The organism is Streptosporangium carneum, assembly GCF_027922005.1.
Lineage (GTDB): Bacteria > Actinomycetota > Actinomycetes > Streptosporangiales > Streptosporangiaceae > Streptosporangium > Streptosporangium carneum.
In genome coordinates this window covers 1,058,336-1,078,657 of record NZ_BSEV01000001.1, presented here as the reverse complement: position 1 = coordinate 1,078,657, position 20,322 = coordinate 1,058,336, and the positions used below count along the sequence as shown (strand labels likewise).

The 20,322-nt window shown below is 70.6% G+C and carries 19 protein-coding genes and 1 tRNA gene; 9 read left to right on the top strand and 11 right to left on the bottom strand.

Annotated features, from left to right (window positions below):
• Positions 1 to 90: 90 nt before the first annotated feature.
• The gene (locus PKF00_RS05310) at positions 91 to 2,358 is read left to right on the top strand and encodes a transglycosylase domain-containing protein (RefSeq protein WP_271216197.1); all 2,268 of its coding nucleotides are present in this window, start codon (positions 91 to 93) and stop codon (positions 2,356 to 2,358) included.
• 140 nt (positions 2,359 to 2,498) lie between these two features.
• On the opposite strand, the gene PKF00_RS05305 is transcribed toward PKF00_RS05310, so the two are convergent.
• On the bottom strand, positions 2,499 to 2,954 hold the full coding sequence (locus tag PKF00_RS05305; RefSeq protein ID WP_271216196.1) for a GatB/YqeY domain-containing protein: 456 nt from the start codon (positions 2,952 to 2,954) through the stop codon (positions 2,499 to 2,501).
• An 80-nt stretch (positions 2,955 to 3,034) separates the two neighbouring features.
• Here PKF00_RS05305 and PKF00_RS05300 point away from each other — a divergent pair, with 80 nt between their 5' ends.
• Together PKF00_RS05300 and PKF00_RS05295 are read left to right on the top strand one after the other, a co-directional pair.
• Complete coding sequence (locus PKF00_RS05300) at positions 3,035 to 3,958, top strand: metallophosphoesterase (protein WP_271216195.1); 924 nt, start codon at positions 3,035 to 3,037, stop codon at positions 3,956 to 3,958.
• 33 nt (positions 3,959 to 3,991) lie between these two features.
• Positions 3,992 to 4,065, top strand: a tRNA-Pro gene (locus PKF00_RS05295).
• A 228-nt stretch (positions 4,066 to 4,293) separates the two neighbouring features.
• Here the strand turns inward: PKF00_RS05295 and PKF00_RS05290 are convergent.
• Positions 4,294 to 5,151 carry a universal stress protein gene (locus tag PKF00_RS05290; RefSeq protein ID WP_271216194.1) on the bottom strand — a complete coding sequence of 286 codons (858 nt, stop codon included), beginning with the start codon at positions 5,149 to 5,151 and terminating at the stop codon, positions 4,294 to 4,296.
• Positions 5,152 to 5,440: 289 nt separating this feature from the next.
• Between PKF00_RS05290 and PKF00_RS05285 the strand changes: the two genes are divergently transcribed.
• A complete protein-coding gene (locus PKF00_RS05285) occupies positions 5,441 to 5,881 on the top strand; it encodes a GNAT family N-acetyltransferase (RefSeq protein WP_271216193.1) in 441 nt (146 codons plus the stop codon).
• A gap of 190 nt (positions 5,882 to 6,071) precedes the next feature.
• Here the strand turns inward: PKF00_RS05285 and PKF00_RS05280 are convergent, their stop codons facing one another.
• Positions 6,072 to 6,290 (bottom strand): hypothetical protein, encoded by a 219-nt coding sequence (locus tag PKF00_RS05280; protein WP_271216192.1) that lies wholly within the window; start codon positions 6,288 to 6,290, stop codon positions 6,072 to 6,074.
• A 236-nt stretch (positions 6,291 to 6,526) separates the two neighbouring features.
• Positions 6,527 to 7,444: a dienelactone hydrolase family protein gene (locus tag PKF00_RS05275; protein ID WP_271216191.1), complete on the bottom strand. Its 918-nt coding sequence runs from the start codon at positions 7,442 to 7,444 to the stop codon at positions 6,527 to 6,529.
• A gap of 172 nt (positions 7,445 to 7,616) precedes the next feature.
• On the opposite strand from PKF00_RS05275, the gene PKF00_RS05270 reads away from it, so the two are divergent.
• Entirely contained in the window at positions 7,617 to 8,399 is a 783-nt protein-coding gene (locus PKF00_RS05270) for a neutral zinc metallopeptidase (RefSeq protein WP_271216190.1), read from the top strand.
• A gap of 66 nt (positions 8,400 to 8,465) precedes the next feature.
• On the opposite strand, the gene PKF00_RS05265 is transcribed toward PKF00_RS05270, so the two are convergent.
• The 3 genes from PKF00_RS05265 to PKF00_RS05255 form a co-directional block, all read right to left on the bottom strand.
• Positions 8,466 to 8,876, bottom strand: coding sequence for a VOC family protein (locus tag PKF00_RS05265; protein ID WP_271216189.1), 411 nt, complete (start codon positions 8,874 to 8,876; stop codon positions 8,466 to 8,468).
• Between the two features lie 81 nt (positions 8,877 to 8,957).
• Positions 8,958 to 9,350 (bottom strand): helix-turn-helix domain-containing protein, encoded by a 393-nt coding sequence (locus PKF00_RS05260; protein WP_271216188.1) that lies wholly within the window; start codon positions 9,348 to 9,350, stop codon positions 8,958 to 8,960.
• Between the two features lie 171 nt (positions 9,351 to 9,521).
• Positions 9,522 to 11,405 (bottom strand): ABC transporter ATP-binding protein, encoded by a 1,884-nt coding sequence (locus tag PKF00_RS05255; RefSeq protein WP_271216187.1) that lies wholly within the window; start codon positions 11,403 to 11,405, stop codon positions 9,522 to 9,524.
• 648 nt (positions 11,406 to 12,053) lie between these two features.
• Between PKF00_RS05255 and PKF00_RS05250 the strand changes: the two genes are divergently transcribed.
• From PKF00_RS05250 to PKF00_RS05235, 4 genes are all read left to right on the top strand, one after another.
• Positions 12,054 to 12,302 (top strand): DUF6400 family protein, encoded by a 249-nt coding sequence (locus PKF00_RS05250; RefSeq protein WP_271216186.1) that lies wholly within the window; start codon positions 12,054 to 12,056, stop codon positions 12,300 to 12,302.
• On the top strand, positions 12,289 to 12,519 hold the full coding sequence (locus tag PKF00_RS05245) for a hypothetical protein (RefSeq protein ID WP_271216185.1): 231 nt from the start codon (positions 12,289 to 12,291) through the stop codon (positions 12,517 to 12,519). Before PKF00_RS05250 ends, PKF00_RS05245 begins: the two co-directional genes overlap by 14 nt.
• A 138-nt stretch (positions 12,520 to 12,657) precedes the next feature.
• The gene (murJ, locus tag PKF00_RS05240) at positions 12,658 to 14,235 is read left to right on the top strand and encodes a murein biosynthesis integral membrane protein MurJ (RefSeq protein ID WP_271216184.1); all 1,578 of its coding nucleotides are present in this window, start codon (positions 12,658 to 12,660) and stop codon (positions 14,233 to 14,235) included.
• Positions 14,236 to 14,359: 124 nt separating this feature from the next.
• Complete coding sequence (locus PKF00_RS05235; RefSeq protein ID WP_271216183.1) at positions 14,360 to 14,860, top strand: hypothetical protein; 501 nt, start codon at positions 14,360 to 14,362, stop codon at positions 14,858 to 14,860.
• A 42-nt stretch (positions 14,861 to 14,902) separates the two neighbouring features.
• Here PKF00_RS05235 and PKF00_RS05230 read toward each other — a convergent pair whose 3' ends face one another.
• The 4 genes from PKF00_RS05230 to PKF00_RS05215 all read right to left on the bottom strand — a co-directional run bounded on the left by PKF00_RS05230 (position 14,903) and on the right by PKF00_RS05215 (position 20,226).
• The gene (locus tag PKF00_RS05230) at positions 14,903 to 16,177 is read right to left on the bottom strand and encodes an MFS transporter (RefSeq protein ID WP_271216182.1); all 1,275 of its coding nucleotides are present in this window, start codon (positions 16,175 to 16,177) and stop codon (positions 14,903 to 14,905) included.
• A 444-nt stretch (positions 16,178 to 16,621) separates the two neighbouring features.
• Positions 16,622 to 17,899, bottom strand: coding sequence for an aspartate aminotransferase type Ic (locus PKF00_RS05225; protein ID WP_271216181.1), 1,278 nt, complete (start codon positions 17,897 to 17,899; stop codon positions 16,622 to 16,624).
• A 153-nt stretch (positions 17,900 to 18,052) separates the two neighbouring features.
• Positions 18,053 to 19,021 carry a magnesium transporter CorA family protein gene (locus tag PKF00_RS05220; protein WP_271216180.1) on the bottom strand — a complete coding sequence of 323 codons (969 nt, stop codon included), beginning with the start codon at positions 19,019 to 19,021 and terminating at the stop codon, positions 18,053 to 18,055.
• A gap of 86 nt (positions 19,022 to 19,107) precedes the next feature.
• Complete coding sequence (locus PKF00_RS05215) at positions 19,108 to 20,226, bottom strand: FAD-dependent oxidoreductase (protein ID WP_271216355.1); 1,119 nt, start codon at positions 20,224 to 20,226, stop codon at positions 19,108 to 19,110.
• Positions 20,227 to 20,322 lie beyond the last annotated feature (96 nt).

Below are 20,322 nucleotides of genomic sequence, written 5' to 3'. Positions count from 1 at the left end.
CTAGTCACCTGCGTCCGATACAGGGGCGAGTCAAGACGAAATGGTGTTCCGTTACCGTTTGGGTCATCCGTCCGACGTACTCTTGGATTCGTGCAAGCTGAAGGCAAAGCTCAGGGGTCCGCGCTCGGGAGCATCGGAAGCGCGGTGCGGCTGCTCGCCGCGGCCGTCGCCACGGGTGTGCTGGTCGCAGCCGTCGCGCTTCCCGCGGTCGGTGGCGCGGGGATGACGGTGAAGTCCGCCACGGAGGAGCTGCACCTGCTCCCCGAGGAGCTCAGCGAGCCGCCGCTCGCGGAGAAGACCACCCTGCTCGACGCGAACGGCAAGCAGTTCGCCCAGTTCTACTTCGAGAACCGCGAGTCGGTGAAGCTCGACCAGGTCGCCGACGTCATGAAGACCGCGATCGTCTCGATCGAGGACTTCCGGTTCTACGAGCACGGGGCGATCGACCCCGAGGGCACGCTCCGCGCCGCCGTGAAGAACTTCGCGGGCGGCGGCGACGTCCAGGGCGGGTCCTCCATCACGCAGCAGTACGTCAAGCTCGTGCTGGTCAACTCCGCCGAGACCGAGGCGGAGCGGAAGGCCGCGATCGAGCAGACCCTCTCCCGGAAGCTGAACGAGCTGCGCTACGCGCTCAACGTCGAGGAGAAGTACACCAAGTCCGAGATCCTCGAGCGCTACCTCAACATCGCCTACTTCGGCGCGGGCGCCCACGGGATCCAGGCCGCCTCGAAGCGCTTCTTCAACAAGCCCGCCTCCAAGCTGAACCTGTCCGAGGCCGCGACCCTGGCCGGGGCCGTGCAGAACCCCAGCAGGACCGACCCGAACGCCGGCAAGGAGGCCCGCGCGCGGCTGCTCGACCGGCGCAACACCGTCCTGGCCCGGATGGAGCAGCTCGGCAAGATCACGCCGCAGGAGGCCGCGGAGGCGAAGGCCAAGAAGCTCGGCTACAAGGACATCCCGGTCCCGGGCGGTTGCGACGAGAGCCCGTACCCCTACTTCTGCCTGTACGCCCAGAACGAGATCCTCAACAACGAGATCTTCGGCAAGTCCGCCGAGCAGCGGCAGAAGCTGCTCCAGCGGGGCGGGCTGACGATCAAGACGACGCTCGACCCGAAGGCGCAGGCGGCCTCGGAGAAGGCCATCAAGAAGCTCGTCAGGCCCAGCGACAAGCCGGTCGCCGCGCAGGCGATGGTCGTGCCCGGCACCGGCGCCATCAAGGCGATGGCCGCCAGCCGTGACTTCGGGCGCAACAAGAAGAAGAACCAGATGAGCTACAACCTCGCCGGCGACGTCATGCACGGCGGCGGCACCGGCTTCCAGGCGGGGTCGACGTTCAAGGTCTTCACCCTGCTCACCGCCCTGAGCAAGGGCTACAAGCTCAACGACGGCTTCAGCACGGGCTCGGCCTACAACGCCCCGAGCTACGGCGCCTTCCGCGACTGCAAGGGCAACGCGGTCGGCGACCCCAACCACGACATCCACAACTCCAGCGAGGGCGGCGGCGGCTTCAAGACCCTGACCACCGGCACCCTGGGCTCGGTCAACACCTTCTTCATGCGCCTGGAGGAGGAGGTCGGCCTCTGCGACGTGGTCAAGACCGCCAAGAGCCTCGGCATCAAGCGGGCCGACGGCAACAAGCTCGGCGAGTACGAGACCTTCACGCTCGGCATCAACGAGATGGACCCGGTGACGGTCGCCGCCGCGTACGCGGGAATCGCCGCACGCGGCGCCTACTGCAAGCCGATGGCCATCACCGAGATCCGCGACCGCAACAACAAGGCCACCGAGTACAAGCCGAAGTGCGAGCAGGTCCTGGACGAGAAGGTCACCGACGCGGCCGCCCACATCATGTCCGGGGTGTTCACCAAGGGCACGATGAGCGAGTACGGCGGCATCGGCCGTCCCGCGGCGGGCAAGACCGGCACCACCGACGGCTACACCGCCGCCTGGTTCGCCGGGTTCACCCCCGACCTGGCCTCCGCGGTCAGCATCGGCGACCCGCGTGGCGCCTTCAAGCACGACCTGACGGGCGTGACCATCGGCGGCACGTACTACCCCTACATCTACGGCGCCACGATCTCGGGACGGATCTGGAAGTACTCCATGATCGACGCGCTGAAGGGCGTCGACCCGACCCCCTTCACCCCGGTGGACAACGACCGCTTCGGCGGCTGCTCCAGGTGCGCGCCCAAGCCGCCCCCGAAGTCCGACCGCGGCGACGGCCCGGTGCGTGGCGACAACGGCCGCCCCGACGGCAACGGCAACATCGAGAACGACGGCAACGGCGGCTGGTTCGGTCGTAACAACGACAACGACAACGACGACAACAACGGCTTCATCGACCAGATCAACCCGTAGGGCCTGACCTCCCGGCCCCCTGGCCGCCCTCAGCCCTTCACAGCGCACCGGAGCCCTCCCCGCGATCGGGGAGGGCTTCTTGCCGTACGGGAGCGGCCTCGAGGCCGCCTCCGAGCCCCTCAGGCGGCGTCGCGAGGCGCTCAGGCCGTCAGGCGGCTGCGCACGGCCTGCGCCACCCGGCCGCCCTCGGCCCTGCCCGCGACCTTGGGGTTCAGGATCTTCATGACCTGCCCCATGGCCTGCGGCCCGGAGGCGCCGCTCTCCGCGATGGCCTCGTCGACGAGCTCGCCGAGCTCCTCGTCGGACAGCTGGGCCGGGAGGTACTCCTCGAGCACGGCCTGCTCGTCCACCTCGGCCTGGGCCTGCTCGGCACGGCCCGCGCCGCTGAACGCCTCCGCCGCCTCGCGGCGCTTCTTGGCCTCCTTGGCCAGCACCTTGACGATCTCGTCGTCGGAGAGCTCACGCGCCTCCTTGCCCGAGACCTCCTCGACGTTCACCGCCGCGAGGGCCATGCGGATCGTCCGGGTGCGGACCTCGTCCCTGCTCTTCATCGAAGCCGTGAGATCGGCCTTCAACTTGTCTTTCAATGCGCTCATGCGGTCCATCTTGCCGCCTCACCAGCCCCGCCGTATCCCGAGTTTCCTTTGGACGGCTCGATGTCGGGCATGATGAGAAGGTGAGGAAAGCAGCCGCGGTGCCCCTGTCCCTGCTCGGTGTCGGCCTGGCCGGTCTCGCCTACGCCTCGGTCGTCGAGCGCAACGCCTTCCGCCTGCGGCGCTTCGACGTGCCCGTGCTGGAGCCCGGCCAGCGTCCCGTGCGCGTCCTGCACCTGTCCGACCTGCACCTCACGCCGGGGCGTCGGATGCTCGTCGACTGGGTCCGTTCACTGGGCGACCTCAAGCCCGACCTGGTGGTCAACACCGGCGACTCCATCGCCCATCCCGACGCCATCCCGCCGCTGCTGCACGCCCTCGAGCCGCTGCTGACCCGTCCCGGCCTGTTCGTCTACGGCTCGAACGACATGTACGCCCCGCAGCCGAAGAACCCCGCGCGCTACCTCTGGCGGACCTCGAAGGGGGACCACGTCCAGAAGATCCCCTCACTCCCCTGGGAGGAGCTGGGCACCGCCATGTCCGTCGAGGGCTGGCTGAACATGAACAACACCACCGCCCGCCTCAAGGTCGGCGACCTCGACGTGGCCGTCGGCGGCATCAACGACTCCCACATCAACCTCGACCGCTACGACCTGATCGCCGGCCCCGCCCCGGCGGACGCCGACCTCCGCCTGGGCGTGATGCACTCCCCCGAGCCCCGCAACATGACCCGCTTCGCCTCCGACGGCTACCAGTTGCTGCTCGCGGGCCACACCCACGGCGGCCAGCTCTGCGTCCCCTTCTACGGCGCCCTGGTCACCAACTGCGGCATCGACAGAGCCAGGGTCAAGGGCCTGAGCCGCCACGACTCCGCCTACCTCCACGTCTCCGCCGGCCTCGGCACCAGCCCCTACGCCCCGGTCCGCTTCGCCTGTTTCCCCGAGGCCACCCTCCTCACACTGCTGCCCCGCCAAAGGGGTGACGCAAGCACCCGCGAAGTCCGCTAGACTTTTCCAAGCACGAGCAAGAACGGCGTGCACCGGGGTGTGGCGCAGCTTGGTAGCGCGCTTCGTTCGGGACGAAGAGGTCGCAGGTTCAAATCCTGTCACCCCGACGTAGTTGTTCTTCCCGAAGTCGGAAGCCTGGTCATCGGAAACGATGACCAGGCTTTTTGCTTGTGAACCGCATTCGGACCGCGGCAGTGGACGGACCTGTTTCCGGCTCTTTCGGGCTTTCTCCTCCCGATCGGGCGCGGCAGGCCTGGGACTGTCCGCCGGTGTGGTCCTCGGCGCCGGGCCCCGACCGCGCCCAGCGGCAGCCGACGCCCCTCCTCAGCGGGCGCTCATGACCGGACCACGGCCACCGGGCAGCGCGCGTGCGGGAGCACGCCCCGGCTGACGGAGCCCAGCACCATCGAGCCGACGGCGCCCAGGCCGCGGGATCCGACGACCAGCAGATCGGCCTGGGCCGAGGCCTCCGTCAGAACCGACGCGGGGTTGGCGCAGGTCACCTCCGGCACGACCCTGACCTCGGGGAACCTCTCCACCCAGGGAGCGAGCCAGCTGTCGATCATCTGCTGCTGTTCCTGCCGTATCCCGGCGACGTCGACGATGTCCGGCATGAACGCGTGAGGCGGCACCTGCCAGGCGCGCAGGGCGCGCAGGGGGCAGCCGCGCAGCCGGGCCTGCTCGAAGGCGAAGCCCACAGCGGGCTCGCCCGCCGGGGAGCCGTCGACTCCCACCAGGACCTCACCGACCTCACCGCGCCGCTCACTCTCCTCGGCCTTGACGACCACGACAGCGCCGGGCACGTGACCCGCCAGCCGCAGGACGGCCGACCCCAGCAGGGCCTCGGTGAAGCCGCCCAGCCCCCGGCTGCCGATCACGAGCTCGGTGGCCTCCGAGGCCTGCTCGCGCAGGATCTCAAGCGGCGTCCCGCCGATCAGCGCGGTCGTCGCGTCGACGTCCGGCCGGCGTCCCGCGGCGGTCTTCGCCGCCTCGGCGATCACCTGCTCGCCGGCGTGAGTCATCGCCTCCTGCCAGCCGGGCGGAGGAAAGGCCGAGATGCCGTACGGCCAGTGCTCCACGACGTGCACGATCCGCACCGGCAGCCTCCGACGCCCCGCGTCGTCGACCGCCCAGCTCACGGCGACCGTGGCGGCAGGTGAGCCGTCCGTCCCGACGACGATCGATTCGATCATGACTCATCCCCCTTGGCTCTGCTTCCAGCGGATCCCGGCCCGGGCGACTCCTCCAGAGGCGATCGTCCTGACCGGAAAGGACGTTCGCCCTTCAACCCGCCCCCGGTGATCGCGCCGGCTGGATCCTCGGCCACCGTGCCGACGGCGTGCAGGCGCGGTACGCCCGGCTGCCGTTCGCCGGCCTGTCCGCCCCCGGACTCACCCCGGATCGGCGACGGGGCCGCCGTCCTGCTCGCCGGGTCCGGAAAGCCGGTTGACGCGCCGGAGCGCGTTCGGGTTTCCTGCTTCGATGTCCGACCTTCGCATCGAACGCCCGAACGGCGACGCCGCGCTCGAAGACTGGCGGCACGTCCACAATGTGATCATCCCGACCCATGTCCTGTCCCTGGACGAGGTGCGAGAGCGTGCCCGGCGTCACCACCTGGAGGTCGCGTACCTCGGTGACGTTCTCGTGGGCTGCAGCACGGTGCGCCCGCCGGAGGACGACACGTCGACGGTCACGGTGATCGCCCGCGTGCTCGCCGCCCACCGCGGGCGGGGATTCGGCGAGGAGCTCTACGCGCGAGGGCTCGACCGGGCGCGAGAGCTCGGCGCCGAGGTGATCGAGACCGTCATCCTGTCGTCCAACGAGGACGGACTGCGGTTCGCGGAGAAGCACGGGTTCGTCGAGACCGAGCGTTACCTGCTGCCGGGAGACACCGTCCCGTGGGTCACGTTGCGGCTTCCCTGACCCGGACCTGTCACTCGCGCGCCGCGCCCACGGGCGCGGCGCGTCAGGGAAGCGGGAGGCCTCCGGCGTCAGACCGTCCGGCTCCCGCCCCGAGCCCCGTCGCGGTGCCGTCGCGGTGACGTGTGATCGCCGTGCGGAGTCCCGGGTTTCTGAAAGGCGCAGGAACAACGAATTCCTGCGCCTTTCCCCCTCAGTTGTTTCTGGCACTGCCGCCGCCTCCGGGGTTGGTGCCCCCGCCAAGGGCGCCGCCGATGTCGTCGATTCCGAGCCGAACGGCGAAGGCGGACGCGGCCGAGGCGTTCTCACCCATGGGGTCGGGGTCGGCGAGCCGGGCCGACAGTGTCGCGGGCGCGATGAGGGCGAAAGCCGCCATCGTGCCCGACGCGAGAGCGTTCCTGAACTTGGTCATGGCAGATCACTCCATGTCGAATTGGTCGCACCCGGCGATGTCCGGGCCGATGAAATGCCGGATCGACATTGCGTGCGACATCGAAACGACATCTGAATTCAGACGTTATGGCAGTCGGAGCCGACCAACTCTTACGGGGAGATGACGTACGTTCAAGAAAAACCCGTCGCGCATTCAATGAAATCCAAACCGGCTCCGCCCCGAAGGGCGGGAAGCGCGTTCGCGGCCCCTCGGGCTCAGCCCAGGTAGCGGGCGTACCAGTCGAGGACGCGGTGGAAGGCCTGGTTCGCGGCTTCGGAGTTGTAACGCGGTCCTGTGTCGTTGAAGAAGGCGTGGTTGACGCCGGGGTAGGTGACGATCTCGTGCTTGAGGCCCGCCTTCTTCAGGGCGGCCCTGGCCTGGTCGCGGGTGGCGTTGACCCGGTCGTCCTGCTCCGCGTAGATCGCGAGGACAGCGGCTTTGGAGCCGGAGAAGTCGGCGTTGTCGGGGAGCGGGCCGTAGAAGGGGACGGCGGCCGACAGGCGCGGCTCGTGCGAGGAGAGCAGCAGCCAGACCATGCCCCCGCCGAAGCAGAAGCCGACGACGCCGAGCTTCCTGTCCGGGGCTCGTCGCTCGAGCTCGTCGAGGGCGGCCTTCATGTCCGCGGCGAAGCGCGCCTGCGGGACCCGCCCAAGAGCCGCGGTGGCCTGTGCCTGGTCGGCGAAGGAGGCGGTTCCGCCCTCTCTGGAGAGCAGGTCGGGTGCGAGGGCGGAGTAGCCGCTGGCGGCCAGGCGTCCGGCCACCGACCGGATGTGGTCGTTGAGCCCTCGGTTCTCGTGGATGACCAGCACCGCGCCCTTCGGCTCCGCAGCCGCCGCCCAGGCGCCCTGGAGGGTGATTCCGGCCTCTGGACCGGGGAAGGTGATCGCCTCGGCGGGCAGGGGGGACGGCCCCGCCGGGGAGGCGGAGGCGGACGGCGTGGCGTCAGGAGCCGACGGGGTGGCCGCGGTCGCGGTGCTCTCCCCACCGGCTCCGCAGGCGGCGAGCATGGCGCCGGCGGCGGGCAGCCCCACCCCGAGGAGTGCCAGCCGGCGCAGCGCCTCACGACGCGGGATGAGCCCCTCGGCGTGGTCGACCGCGACCTCTTCCGCGAGATATCGGTGAAAGGGCGTCACCGCTCCATGCTAGGAGCGGGCGGCGAAAGCCCGGGTAAACGCCGCGTCATGCGAGGTGTCCGCTCTCACCGACGGCCGGGGACGTCCTGGACCGAATGGGGATCCGACGAGCGCGCCGTCTTCGGATATCACGTGACAGAGCATGGTCATCTCCTCTAATCTCCCCCGTACTATGCGAGCTCCCCTCACGCTTCTGCTGTCCTGCCTGCTGGTCGGCGCGCTGCTCCCCGGCACGGCCCATGCCGCCCGGCACCCCGTCGAGAACTCCCCCGAGCTCACCGACAATCCCCTCTACTCGTCGGGGAGACTCGAAACCACGGAATGCCGGACGCCTCCGCAGAAAGCCGGAGACGCTGCTTCGGTGAAGCGTTATCTGCTGACCGTGAAGAAATGCCTGGACGAGACGTGGTCGGCGCAGTTCGCGAAAATGGGAAAACCCTTCAGGCCGCCCCTCGTCAAGATCTTCACCAAGCCTCGCGCCTTCTGCGGAAAGCCGTGGGCCAAGAGCCTGCTGTCCGAATACTGCCCCCAGGACGAGACCATCGCGTTCCTGATCTCCCCGGTGATCCTCGAGGATCCGTCCAGGCTCTACTCGTTCCTGTCGATCGGTCATGAGTACGGTCACCACGTGCAGCAGATGTCCGGGATTCAGGACGCCTACGCGCGACTGCCCCACCGCACCACCGGGGAGCGCCAGGAGCAGACTCGCAGGCACGACCTGCAGGCGGAGTGCCTCAGCGCCGCCTTCACCCGCAGCGTGTGGAAGTCGCTGAAGCGCCCCAAGAACGACTGGCACGTCCTGCTCGCAGGCATGTGGAGCGGGGGCGACGACCTCTGGAAGACCCATGAGTACGGCAAGGGCTCCTCCATCGTCCACTGGATGGAGGAGGGCTTCGCCAAGGCCTCCCCCGGTGACTGCGACACCTGGTCGGCTCCCGCCTCGGAGGTGGCGTAGCCGTACCGGCCTCCGCCAGGGGCGGGACCGCGTGGTCTCGCCCGGCCGTGACCCGTCGTACGGCCCTCAGGCCTTCGGCTGGGTGAAGCGGATGTGGTTGCCGAAGGGGTCGCGCAGGCCGCAGTCGGTTCCGTACGGGCGCTCGGTGGGCTCCTCGGTGAACTCGACGCCCTTGCTCAGCAAGGTCTCGTACGTCTTGCGGCAGTCGTCCGTGCTGAAGATGAGGTGACCGCCCGTCGCGCCCTTGGTCACCAGCTCGCGGACCTGCTGAGCTGTCTCCTCGGACATCGCCGGACCGCCGGGCTTCTCCAGCATGATCTGGCGCTCCGGGTGACCGGGGACGCTGACGGTCAGCCAGCGCATCATCCCCAGGTCGATGTCGGTGTTGACCTCCAGGCCGAGCTTGCCGACGTAGAAGTCGAGGGCCTCGTCCTGGTCGAGGACGTAGATCTGTGAGTGCGTGATGGCGTTGAACATGCGCATCACGCTACCGAGCGAGCCGTCCGAAAACTTATCCGAAACCGCTCAGTCGACGGACGGCGCGGACGGTGTGGACGGTCAGGCGCTCGGCCGCATCCACGCCATCGCGAAGCACGTCGGCACGCCCGTGACCACGGCCTCCCTGCGGTAGGTCCTCGGTGAGCGTCCGACGATGTCGCGGAAGGTGCGGCTGAAGGTCCCGGGGCTGCCGAACCCGACCCGGTAGCAGATGTCCGTCACGCTGAGGTCGGTGTCCCGGAGCAGGGACATCGCACGCTCCACACGACGGCGCTGCAGGTAGCGGTGCGGCGTCTCGCCGAACGTGGCCCGGAAGGTGCGCGTGAAGTGCGCCTCCGACACATGGGCGATCCGGGCCAGGGACGGGACGTCCATCGGCTGCGCGTAGGCGCGGTCCATCGCGTCCCGTGCCCGAAGCATGCGGCGGTTGCTCTCTTCTGCGGCGCGGCTCACGACGTCATCACACCATGGTTGCGCGCCGTCCGTGACAGGCGCGGTGTCCGCCGGCCGCGAGGATCACGGGAAACGACTCGACCGCCTGCCCGCCACGCCCTCCGCCTCATTTTCCCTGGTTCGCTCCGACTATCAGGGATGTCCTTGAGGCCGGTGCCTTCTCCGGGAGGGTCAGTGGACCGGCTCCTCGGCGACGGACTGGTCGAACTGGGTCCGGTACAGCTCCTCGTAGCGGCCGCCCGCGGCGAGCAGGTCGGTGTGCGTGCCGCGCTCCACGACCCGCCCGTTCTCGATCACGAGGATGAGGTCCGCGGCCCTGACCGTGGAGAGGCGGTGCGCGATCACCACCGAGGTCCGCCCCGCGAGCGCCTCACCGAGCGCCTCCTGCACCGCCGCCTCCGACGTGGAGTCCAGGTGCGCGGTCGCCTCGTCGAGAATGACCACCCGGGGACGGGCCAGCAGGAGCCTGGCGATCGTCAACCGCTGACGCTCTCCGCCGGAGAGGCGGTAGCCACGCTCGCCGACGATGGTGTCCAGCCCGTCGGGCAGCGCGGAGACGAGGTCGGAGAGGCGGGCACGCCGCAGCACCTCCCACAGCTCCTCCTCGGAGGCCTCCGGGCGGGCCAGCAGGAGGTTCGCACGGACGGACTCGTGGAACAGGTGGCCGTCCTGCGTCACCATCCCGAGCGTCTCACGGGCCGACTCGGCGGTCAGATCGCGGACGTCCACGTCCGCCAGGCGCACCGCGCCGCCGTCGACGTCGTAGAGGCGTGCCGCCAGCTGCGCGATCGTCGACTTTCCCGCCCCCGACGATCCCACCAGCGCGACCATCTGCCCGGGCTCGACACGGAACGACACGTCGTGCAGCACCTCGACGCCGCCGCGCGTGTCGAGGGTCGCGACCTCCTCCAGCGAGGCGAGCGACACCTTGTCCGCTGACGGGTAGGCGAAGCGGACCCCGTCGAACTCCACGGAGACCGGCCCCTCCGGCACCCGCCGGGCGTCAGGCCGCTCGGCGATCAGAGGCTTGAGGTCGAGCACCTCGAAGACCCGCTCGAAGCTCACCAGTGCGCTCATCACCTCGATCCGCGCGCTGGCCAGGGCGGTCAACGGCGCGTAGAGGCGGGTGAGCAGCAGAGCCATCGCGACGACGGCCCCGGGGTCCAGCTGCCCCCGCAGGGCGTAGAACCCGCCGAGACCGTAGACGACGGCCAGCGCGAGCGCCGAGACCAGCACGAGCGCGGTGATGAACACCGACTGCGCCATCGCCGTGCGCACCCCGATGTCCCGCACCCTCCTGGCCCGCGCCGCGAACTCCGCCGACTCCTCCGCGGGCCTGCCGAAGAGCTTCACGAGCGTCGCCCCCGGCGCGGAGAACCGCTCGGTCATCTGGGTGGTCATCGCGGCGTTGTGGTTGGCCGACTCGCGCTCGAGCCGGGCGAGGCGGGTGCCCATCCGCCTGGCGGGCAGGACGAACACCGGCAGCAGGAGCAGCGCGATCAGGGTGATCTGCCACGAGGTCCCGATCATCACGACGAGCGTGAGCACGAGCGTCACGAGGTTGCCGACCACGCCGGAAAGGGTGTCGCTGAACGCCCGCTGCGCGCCGATGACGTCGTTGTTGAGCCTGCTGACCAGCGCGCCGGTGCGGGTGCGGGTGAAGAAGGCGATCGGCATGCGCTGCACGTGGTCGAACACCGTGGTGCGCAGGTCGAGGATGAGCCCCTCGCCGATGCTCGCCGACAGCCAGCGCGTCACCAGCCCGAGCCCCGCCTCCGCCACCGCGATGACGGCGATGAGCGCGGCGAGCCGGACGACGAGGCTCACCTCGGCGCCCTTGTCGATCGCGTTCACGACCCGGCCCGCGAGCACGGGGGTGGCGACCGCCAGCACCGCCGTCACGACGCTGAGCAGCAGGAACCACACCAGCTGCCTGCGGTGCGGCACGGCGAACCCGCCGATGCGCCGCAGGGTGGCCCTGGAGAAGGGCCGCCGGTCCTCCTGGGCGTGCATCGCGTGGTAAAGCGACGTCCACGCGGTGACTTCCATGTCCATCGCTTGTCTCCGGGGGTGAGGGTCTCGGCCGCTCTCCGAGCCGATGCTTCGAACAGGTTTACGACGTCTCGAACGATCTCATCCGCCACCGACAGAACCGCGGCGGCGGACGCCGGGAACCGCGCGGGACCGTGAGCGCCACGGTGTCGCGAACACCGTGACGCCGTGGGAGCCGGAGGCCGCAGGAGCCGTGACGTCGCGGACGCCGCGGTGTCGTGGACGCCGTGACCTCGTGGACGCCGTGACGTCGCGAGCGCCCCGGCGTCTCCGGTGTTCTCGGGTGGCGACACCTGAACCCTAAAACCTCAACTTTAGGTGAGGTCAACTCGTCCCACCCTCGTCGCGCAACGGCACGGCGACCGCAGGGGAGCGAGAGGCGACAGGCGCCGAGGTCGCGCCGCAAAAGAGACAGGGGCGGTCGTGAAGTGTGTCACGAACTAGGCAAGGAAAACGACATAAGGTATATAAAGGTATAAAGAACTCCCCCGCTGGGGGTTCCGTTCCGACGAACGTTCAGGTGATCGCAAAGAACCGGCCACATCGGTCTCGCGCAGGCCGGGCCGCTCCCCAGCCTCTCCCAGGCCCTCCACGCGCCCGCCCGCTGATCACACCTGTGACACGTTCTCCATCCCACCGGAAAGCCGCGTCATGAGCCAGGACAGCAACAGCGCACACGTCGTCCTCGAGATCGACCTCACCCTGGAGGAGGCCCGGCGACGGGCCTCGGTCATGGAGGCGCTGGAGGCGGACTGGAATCCGCTCGAGGCGATGCGGGGCGAGGAGGAGGCCTACGACCTCCTCTACTCCGGCCTCGACGAGCGGCAGCAGGAGATCTACGACATGCTCGTCGCGGCCGAGGTCCTCCCGCGCAGGAGGCCCGGGCATGCTGCCGCTTGATCCCCAGGCCGACCTGGGCCGCAGGGCGTGGGTGCCCTGCCCGGGATGCCGCGACGACAGGGACTGCGGCGACTGCTCCGACGGCAGGAACTGCTCGGAGCACTGGCGTTACCTCATCGGCAACACCGGAAGCCTCCTCCATCTGCAGTGCCCCGGCTGCACCCACCTGTGGAACCACGAGACCGGCTTCGGCGCGGGCGGCCTCCGTCCGTTCTGACGGGACATCACGGGTTTCCACCCCGTCTTTCCGACAGTTCAGGGATCATCGCCTGGAGCCGTCGATCCCGCGCGCGAGCGGAACCGCACAGGCGGACCCGCGCGGGGAAGGACCGGGACGGGGAGACAGGGGGCGACCGTGCGGGAGCAACCGAGACTGGCGCGGGCGGGGCGGGCGATGGCGGTGGCCACGCTCGTCTCCCGGATCACCGGGTTCGCGCGCACGCTGGCGCTGGTCGCGACGCTCGGCCTGGGATCATGCCTGTTCGACGCCTACACCGCCGCGAACACGCTTCCCAACTCGATCTACGACCTGGTGCTCGGCGGAGCCCTGACCGGCGTCCTGGTGCCCCTGCTCGTGCGGCACTCCGACGAGCTGTACGCGCAACGGCTGCTGTCGCTGGTGGTCTACGGGCTGGGCGTCACCGTGGCGGTCGCCATGCTGTTCGCCCCGCAGCTCGTGGACCTGTGCACGTCCGAGTTCAGCGCGGGCCAGCGGCAGACGGCGATCACCCTCACCCGGTTCTTCCTGCCGCAGATCCTGCTCTACGGCGTGGGGGCGACCGTGGCCGCCGTCCTCAGCACCCGGGGCCGCCAGGCCGCGCCGATGTGGGCGCCCGTCGCCAACAACCTCGTCGTCATCGCGACCGCCGCCGCCTACCTGGCGGTCGGCGGCACCGATCGGCTGGAGACGCTGACATCGGGCCAGACGTGGCTGCTGGGCCTCGGCACCAGCGCGGGCGTGGCCGTACAGGTGCTCGTCCTCTGGGTCGCGACCCGCGGCACGGGGTTCCGGATGCGGCTGCGCGCCGACCCCAGGGGCGTCGGGGCCAGGCGGATCGCGGCCATGGCGGGCTGGACGCTCCTGTCCGTGGCGGCCTCGCAGGCGGCGCTCGTCGTCGTCAACCGGCTCGCCTCCGCCGCGGGCTCCGGCGCGCTCGGCGTCCACGCGAACGCCTACACCCTGTTCCAGCTGCCGTACGCGGTCGTCACCGTGTCCATCATCACCGGGGTCCTCCCGAGGCTGAGCCAGGCCGCGACGAGACACGACCTGCCCCAGGTGACGGCCGAGCTGTCCCAGAGCCTGCGGCTGTCCGGCGTGGTGCTCCTGCCGACGGCCGCCGCCCTCGTCGTGCTGGGCCCTCGGGTCACCACCGTCCTGTTCGCCCACGGCAACGCCGACCCCTCGGCCGCCGCCCTGACGGGCTCGGTCCTGGCCGCCTACGGCCTGGCCCTGGTGCCGTTCTGCGGCTACCAGATCATGCTGCGCGGTTTCTACGCCCTGCAGGACACCCGCACCCCCGCCGTGATCAGCCTCCTCGTCGCCGTGACCGCGACCGCGGGCGCGGTGGTCTCCGCGCGTCTGGTGCCGGGACCGCGCATGCTGGCCGGGATGGCCACGGGATACGCCGTCGCCTACGCCGTCGGGTTCCTCGCCGCGGCCGCCGTCCTGCGCCGGAGGATCGGCAGGGTCGACGGCCACCGCCTGCTCAGCGCGCACGGCCGCATGCTCGTCGCGGCCGTCGCGGCGGGCGGGGTGACGGCCGCCGTCGCCCACCTGGCCGGAGACGTCGCCGGGACCGGGTGGACGGGGTCGCTCGTCGTCGTGCTCTCGGGCGGATCCTGCGGGGCGCTCCTCTACTGCCTGGCGGCCCGGGCACTGCGCATCGGCGAGTTCCGCGTCCTGCTCGGCGTCCTGCGGCCCGGCGGCGCCTGAGCCCGGAGCCCGCGCCCCGAGAACCCGCGGCACCCTGGCCGGGAGGCCGAACAGGGCCACACGGGCCGCCGGGACCCGGCCCCGTACGGTGGACGTTCCCGGACATCGCGCTAACGTCACGGTGGTGAGCGAACGGTTCCGCGATCCCGGCGCCTCCTGGTACGGCCTGCTGGAGGAGGAGATCCTCGTCCGCTGCCCCCGGTGCGACGGCATGGCCGCGGTCCTTCCCCGGGAGGGCGGCCCCGGGCGCGGCCTCTTCGCCCCGCGCAGGCTGCTCTGCCCGGCGTGCGGGCACGTCCGCGACTGGGAGGGCGACCGGGTCGGCCGCTACGACGACCCCGAGGACCCGTACTTCCGTCTCCCGCTGTGGCTGTGCTCCCCCTGCCGCGGCCGGACGTTGTGGGCGTACGGCAGGCGGCACCTGGACCTGCTCGAGGAGTACGTGGCGGCCAGGCACCGCGAGCGCCCCGTCCCGACCGACGGCTCCGGCCACCGCGTCCCGCGGGCCTCGGCCGGGGCCAGAACGCTGGTCGAGGCCCTGCCCGCCTGGATCAAGAACGCCAAGCACCGCGACGAGATCCTGCGGGCCGTCGCGCGGATGCGGGCCACGCTCGGCGCGCCCTGACGGCTCAGGCGGAGGCTCGCCGGTAACGCCGTCGACAGGCGCTCAAGGGACTCGCCCCGCGTCCCTGACCCCTGGGTCCGGCACCGGGGGAACGTCGGAGGCGGGGGACGCCGTGACGCGGGTCCGTTCCGCCCAGCGCACCGCGGGGCCCATGGCGGACCCCGCCAGCAGGAACAGACCTCCCAGGAGGAACCAGCCCGGCGGGCCCCACTCGACGATCATCGCGGTGAGCAGCAGGGGGCCGAGCATCCTCGCGACCGCCGTACCGGCGCCGAAGAAACCCTGGTACTGGCCCTGCCTGTCCGGAGGGGCCAGGTCGAACCCGATCTGCCAGGAGCCTGAGGCCTGCGTCATCTCCCCCGCCACCTGGATCCCCGCGGCCACGAGCAGCACGGCCGCGGCCACCCAGGCCGAGGAACCCGCCGCGGAGAGGGCGAACACCGCGCACGAGACGAGCATCAGCGCGCCCGCCCGCCGTACGGCCCGCGACGCGGTGGCCAGGTCGGTGACCCGCCGGGCCACTCTCACCTGGAAGACCACGACGCTCAGCGTGTTGATCACCAGCAGCGTCGAGACCGTCCAGCCGGGAGCCTGGGTCCGCTGCACGATCCACAGGGGGATCACCAGGCTGAGAAGCGGCATGTTGAGCAGCGTGATCATGTTGAGGAAGGAGACCAGCGCGTACGGCCTGTCCCTGAGCACCGCGAAGGCGGGCTCACCCGCGGGAGCGGGAGGCGAGGGCGGCACGGCGGGAACCCTGAGCAGCACCAGCGCGGAGGCGAGGAAGCTCAGCGCGTCCGTCGCCAGGGCCGCGAGGTAGGCCTGCCGGGTGTCGACGTGGAGCGCCAGCCCGCCGACCGCCGCGCCGACCGCCAGCCCGGCGTTCACCGTCGCCTGCAGGTAGGCCCTGACCTCGGTCCGCTTCGCCCTGTCCACCAGCCCGGCGAGCAGCGCCTGCCTGGCGGCTCCGAGGCCGCACTGACAGCACGCGTAGACGCAGGCGGCGACGACGAACAGGGCGAAGGACCTGACGAACATGAACGAGCCGACCGCGGCGCCCGTCGCGACGGCCAGCAGGACCGCCGTGCCCCTGGGCCCACGGCGGTCGGCGAGGTGCCCGAGCGGAACCCCCGCCAGGAACCCGACCCCCCAGCCCAGCGTCAGGCCGAACCCCACCTGGGTCGGCGAGAGACCCACGATCCGGGTGAAGTACAGCGCCGAGCACACGTAGTACGCGCCGTCGCCGACGGAGTTGGCCAGCTGGGCCAGGGCGAGGACCCGCGGCGGTCCCGAGGACGGGAGGATCCGCTTGAACATGGAGCTCCTTGGTCACCACCGCCGGGCCGACGGTCCGTGAACCGCCGATCCGGTGGCGTGGACAGCGGCTCCGACGACGTGGACGGTGGTCGTCGCATCGCCCTCCCGTCCGGTTCGGACATCGCGAGGACCAACCCTAGGGAGCGCGTCGCGCTCCCATAAGAGCCAATGACCGCATAACCGGCTGGGCCAATGCCCCGCTGCCCGGGCCGACGCGCGAACTCCGCATCCGTTGTCCCGGGCGACACGGGAGTGTCCCCGGGCGACGCGGGAGTGTCCCCGGGCGACGCGGGAGTGTCCCCGGGCGACGCGGGAGTGTCCCCGGGCCGGCGCGGGAGTGTCCCCGGGCCGACGCGGGAGTGTCCCCGGGCCGGCGCGGGAGCTCCGGAGCCGCCGCCCGGCCGGTTTCCAGGTCGGCGCCCGGGCCGCCGGGCCTGCTCGGGACTACCGGGCCCGCTCCAGCAGCTTCTCCGTGCCGACCAGGCGCACACAGGTGGCCAGTCCGCTGATCGCGAGCTCGACCTCGTCCAGCTCCGGATAGGTGGGCGCGATGCGGATGGTGCTGTCGCGGGGGTCGTCGCCGTAGGGGTGGGTGGCGCCCGCCGGGGTCAGGGCGATGCCCGCCCCCGCCGCCCGGCTCACGACCTGGCGCGCGCACCCCTCCAGCACGTCGAGGCTGATGAAGTAACCGCCGAGGGGGCTGGACCAGGACGCCAGGCCGGTGCCGCCCAGCTCCTTGGTGAGGATCAGGTCCACCGCCTCGAACTTCGGCCGGATCAGCTCCCTGTGGCGGCGCATGTGCTCGAGGACGCCGTCCTCGTCGCGGAGGAACTCCACGTGGCGGAGGTGGTTGATCTTGTCGGGACCGATGGTGCGCTTGCCGGTGTTCCCCGTCATCCAGGCCACGTTGGCCGGAGAGGAGCCGAAGAACGCGACGCCGCCACCGGCGAAGGTGATCTTCGAGGTGGAGCCGAAGACGAAGGCGCGGTCGGGGTTGCCGTTCTCCGCGCACAGCGCCAGGATGTCGGCGATCTCCACCGGGGTGTCCGTGAGGTGGTGCACGGCGTAGGCGTTGTCCCAGAAGATCCGGAAGTCCGGAGCGGCCGCGGGCATGGCGGCCAGCCTCCGCACCGTCTCCTCTCCGTAGGAGACGCCACTCGGGTTGCTGTACTTGGGCACGCACCAGATGCCCTTGACCTGGGCGTCCTCACGCACGAGGCGCTCCACGACGTCCATGTCGGGGCCCTCGTCGTCCATCGGCACGGCGATCAGCTCGATGCCGAAGCGCTCGGACAGGGCGAAGTGGCGGTCGTATCCGGGAACCGGGCAGAGGAAGGCGATCCGCGGCTCGTCCGCCCAGCGGCGCTCGGAGCCCGGCAGCCTGCCGAGCATCGCGTGCACGATGGAGTCGTGCATCAGGGAGAGGCTGGAGTTGTTCGCCGCGACCAGTTGGGCGACGGGGACCTGCAGCAGGCGGCTGAACATCGCCCGGACCTCGGGAAGGCCCTGCGGGCCGCCGTAGTTACGGCAGTCGGTCCCGTCCGCGGCGGTGTGGCCGCTGGGCAGCGTCAACATGGCGGCGGCCAGGTCCAGCTGGCGCGCCGACGGCTTGCCCCGGGTGAGGTCGAGCGACAACCCGCGCCGGACGAGCGCGTCGTAGTCACTCAGGGCGCGGTCACGCTGAGCGGTCAGCTCGTCGAGGTTCAGAGCCGAAAAGGTCACGGGGATTCCTTCGCCTGCTGGTCGAAATGTCCTCCGAGAATAGAAGACCTGGCCACGCGACCGTGAACCGGCGTGCGCGCCGCCCGCCACGGTCGGCGGCGTTCGCCGAAGCGGGCGGGGCGCCCGTGGAGGCCGCCCCCTCGTCGGCGGGGCCTACAGCCAGCCCTTCTTCTTGAAGATCGTGTAGAGGATGGAGGAGGCCACGAGAATGGCCAGGGTCGAGGTCCAGAAGCCGATCGACTGACCGAAGCCCGGATAGGGGACGTTCTGGCCGTAGTAACCGGTGATCATCGTGGGCACCGCGATGATGGCCGCCCAACTCGTGATCCTCTTCATGATGTCGTTGAGCCTGAACCCCTGCTGGTTGATGTGGGCCTCCCTGACGTTGCCCACCAGCTCGCGCAGGGAGTCGGTCCACTCTGCGGCGCGCAGGGTGTGGTCGTAGACGTCCTGGTAGTAAGGGGTCAGCGCGGGGTCGAGCATCTCCACGCTCCTGCGGAGCAGACTGCCGACGATCTCGCGCATCGGCACCGCGAGCCGCCGGAAGCGCACCAGCGTCTTGCGCATCTCGTAGGTCAGCCGCTGGATGTGCACGCGGTCACCCGGATCGTCGGCGAAGAGGTCGTCCTCGAGCGCCTCGACCCGGTCGTCCATCGTCTGCAGCACGTCGAAGTATCCGTCGACCACGTAGTCGAGCAGGCCGTGCAGGAGGTACGGCACGCCGTACTTGACCATCTCCGGATTGGCGTCCCAGCGCCTGACCACCTCGTCGATGTCGAACCCGGGGTTCTCTCTGACCGTGACCAGGGCGTTCTTGGTGACGAAGATCGACAGCTCGATGAGGTCGAGGCTCCTGTCCACCATCTTCGCGCCATAGGCGGTGATGAACAGGTGGGTGTCGTAGCTGTCCAGTTTGGGACGCTGGTGGCTGTGGAGCGCGTCCTCGACGGCGAGCTGGTGCAGCCCCAGCTCCTCGCTGATCTTTCCCAGGTCCGCGGCCGTCGGCGAGCACAGATCGAACCACACGACAGCCGACTTGTCCCCGACGTGGTCGGAGACGTCGTCGATGGGGAAACCCTCGGCCTCCAGAACGCCGTTGCGGTACAGACGGGTGCGGTCCATGTCCGTCAACCCTAGTCCGAAATCGGAGGTTCAAACCCTGACGCGCCCGCTCTCCGCGGACATCCGAGCGGTCTCCCCCGCCCGCCTCAGGCCGCCGCCGGCGCGGCGAGCAGACGGCGGATGTGCCGTACGGCGGCGCGGCCCGCGCGGTTGGCCCCGATGGTGCTCGCGGAGGGGCCGTATCCGACCAGGTGGACGCGGGGGTCGAGGACCGCCCGGGTGTCCTCGACCCGGATGCCGCCGCCGGGCTCGCGCAGGCGGAGCGGCGCCAGATGGTTGACGACCGGCCGGAAGCCGGTGGCCCACAGGATCACGTCGGCCCTGACGAAGCGTCCTCCTCCCGAGGCTGCGACGTCTCCTGCGAAGGCCGTGTCTCCCCCGTCGTCGCCCACGTCGTCTCCCCCGTCGTCGCCCGCGTCCCAGACCACCCCGTCGGGGACGATCCGGTCGAACATCGGCAGACGGTTCAGGACCCCGGCCTCCATGGCGGCGCGCACCTGGGGCGTCAGCGGGTAGCCGGTGGCGCCGACCACACTGCCCGGCGGGAGGCCGGCGCGGACGCGGGCGTCGACCCGGGCGACGGCCGCGCGCGCCGTCTCCTCGTCGAAGGGCCCCTCCCTGAAGACCGGCGGACGGCGGGTGACCCAGGTGGTCGTGGTGACCTCCGCGATCTCCATCAGGAGCTGGACGGCGGAGGCTCCCGCGCCGACCACCACGACGTGCCTGCCCGCGAACTCCTCGCGGCTGACGTAGTCGGCGGTGTGGAGCTGCCTGCCGAGGAACGTCTCCTGGCCCGGATAGCGCGGCCAGAAGGGGCGGTCCCAGGTGCCGGTGGCGTTGACCAGCGCGCGGGCGGACCAGTCGCCCGCCGAGGTCCGCACCAGCAGCCGCCCTCCCTCTCCCTCCCGCACGGAACGCACCTCGACGGGACGGCGGACGGGCAGGTCGAAGGTCCGCTCGTAGGCGGCGAAGTACTCGGAGACGACCTCGGAGGAGGGGCGGGTGGTGTCGACGACCCCCATCGGCAGTCCGGGAAGGTCGTGCACGCGGTGGGCCGCGCCGAGGGTCAGCGAGGGCCAGCGGAACTGCCAGGCTCCGCCGGGGCGCGGCGAGCGATCGAGCACGACGAAATCCAGTCCGGCCCTGCTCAGGAAGTAGGCGCTGGACAGTCCGGCCTGCCCCGCCCCGATGACCACGACGTCGATCTCCGCCACGTCTCCTGCCAACCGTCGGCGGCCGGTGAATAATCCCGCCCGCACGGGGCAGCGGAGACTACCACAGCAGATGACAAGCCCGAGATG

Coding starts and splice junctions, on each gene's coding strand:
- PKF00_RS05305 (WP_271216196.1), bottom strand. CDS start 2,954: ATGAGCGCATTGAAAGACAAGTTGAAGGCCGATCTCACGGCTTCGATG.
- PKF00_RS05290 (WP_271216194.1), bottom strand. CDS start 5,151: ATGATCGAATCGATCGTCGTCGGGACGGACGGCTCACCTGCCGCCACG.
- PKF00_RS05285 (WP_271216193.1), top strand. CDS start 5,441: ATGTCCGACCTTCGCATCGAACGCCCGAACGGCGACGCCGCGCTCGAA.
- PKF00_RS05280 (WP_271216192.1), bottom strand. CDS start 6,290: ATGACCAAGTTCAGGAACGCTCTCGCGTCGGGCACGATGGCGGCTTTC.
- PKF00_RS05270 (WP_271216190.1), top strand. CDS start 7,617: ATGCGAGCTCCCCTCACGCTTCTGCTGTCCTGCCTGCTGGTCGGCGCG.
- PKF00_RS05265 (WP_271216189.1), bottom strand. CDS start 8,876: ATGTTCAACGCCATCACGCACTCACAGATCTACGTCCTCGACCAGGAC.
- PKF00_RS05255 (WP_271216187.1), bottom strand. CDS start 11,405: ATGGACATGGAAGTCACCGCGTGGACGTCGCTTTACCACGCGATGCAC.
- PKF00_RS05250 (WP_271216186.1), top strand. CDS start 12,054: ATGAGCCAGGACAGCAACAGCGCACACGTCGTCCTCGAGATCGACCTC.
- PKF00_RS05245 (WP_271216185.1), top strand. CDS start 12,289: ATGCTGCCGCTTGATCCCCAGGCCGACCTGGGCCGCAGGGCGTGGGTG.
- PKF00_RS05230 (WP_271216182.1), bottom strand. CDS start 16,177: ATGTTCAAGCGGATCCTCCCGTCCTCGGGACCGCCGCGGGTCCTCGCC.
- PKF00_RS05220 (WP_271216180.1), bottom strand. CDS start 19,021: ATGGACCGCACCCGTCTGTACCGCAACGGCGTTCTGGAGGCCGAGGGT.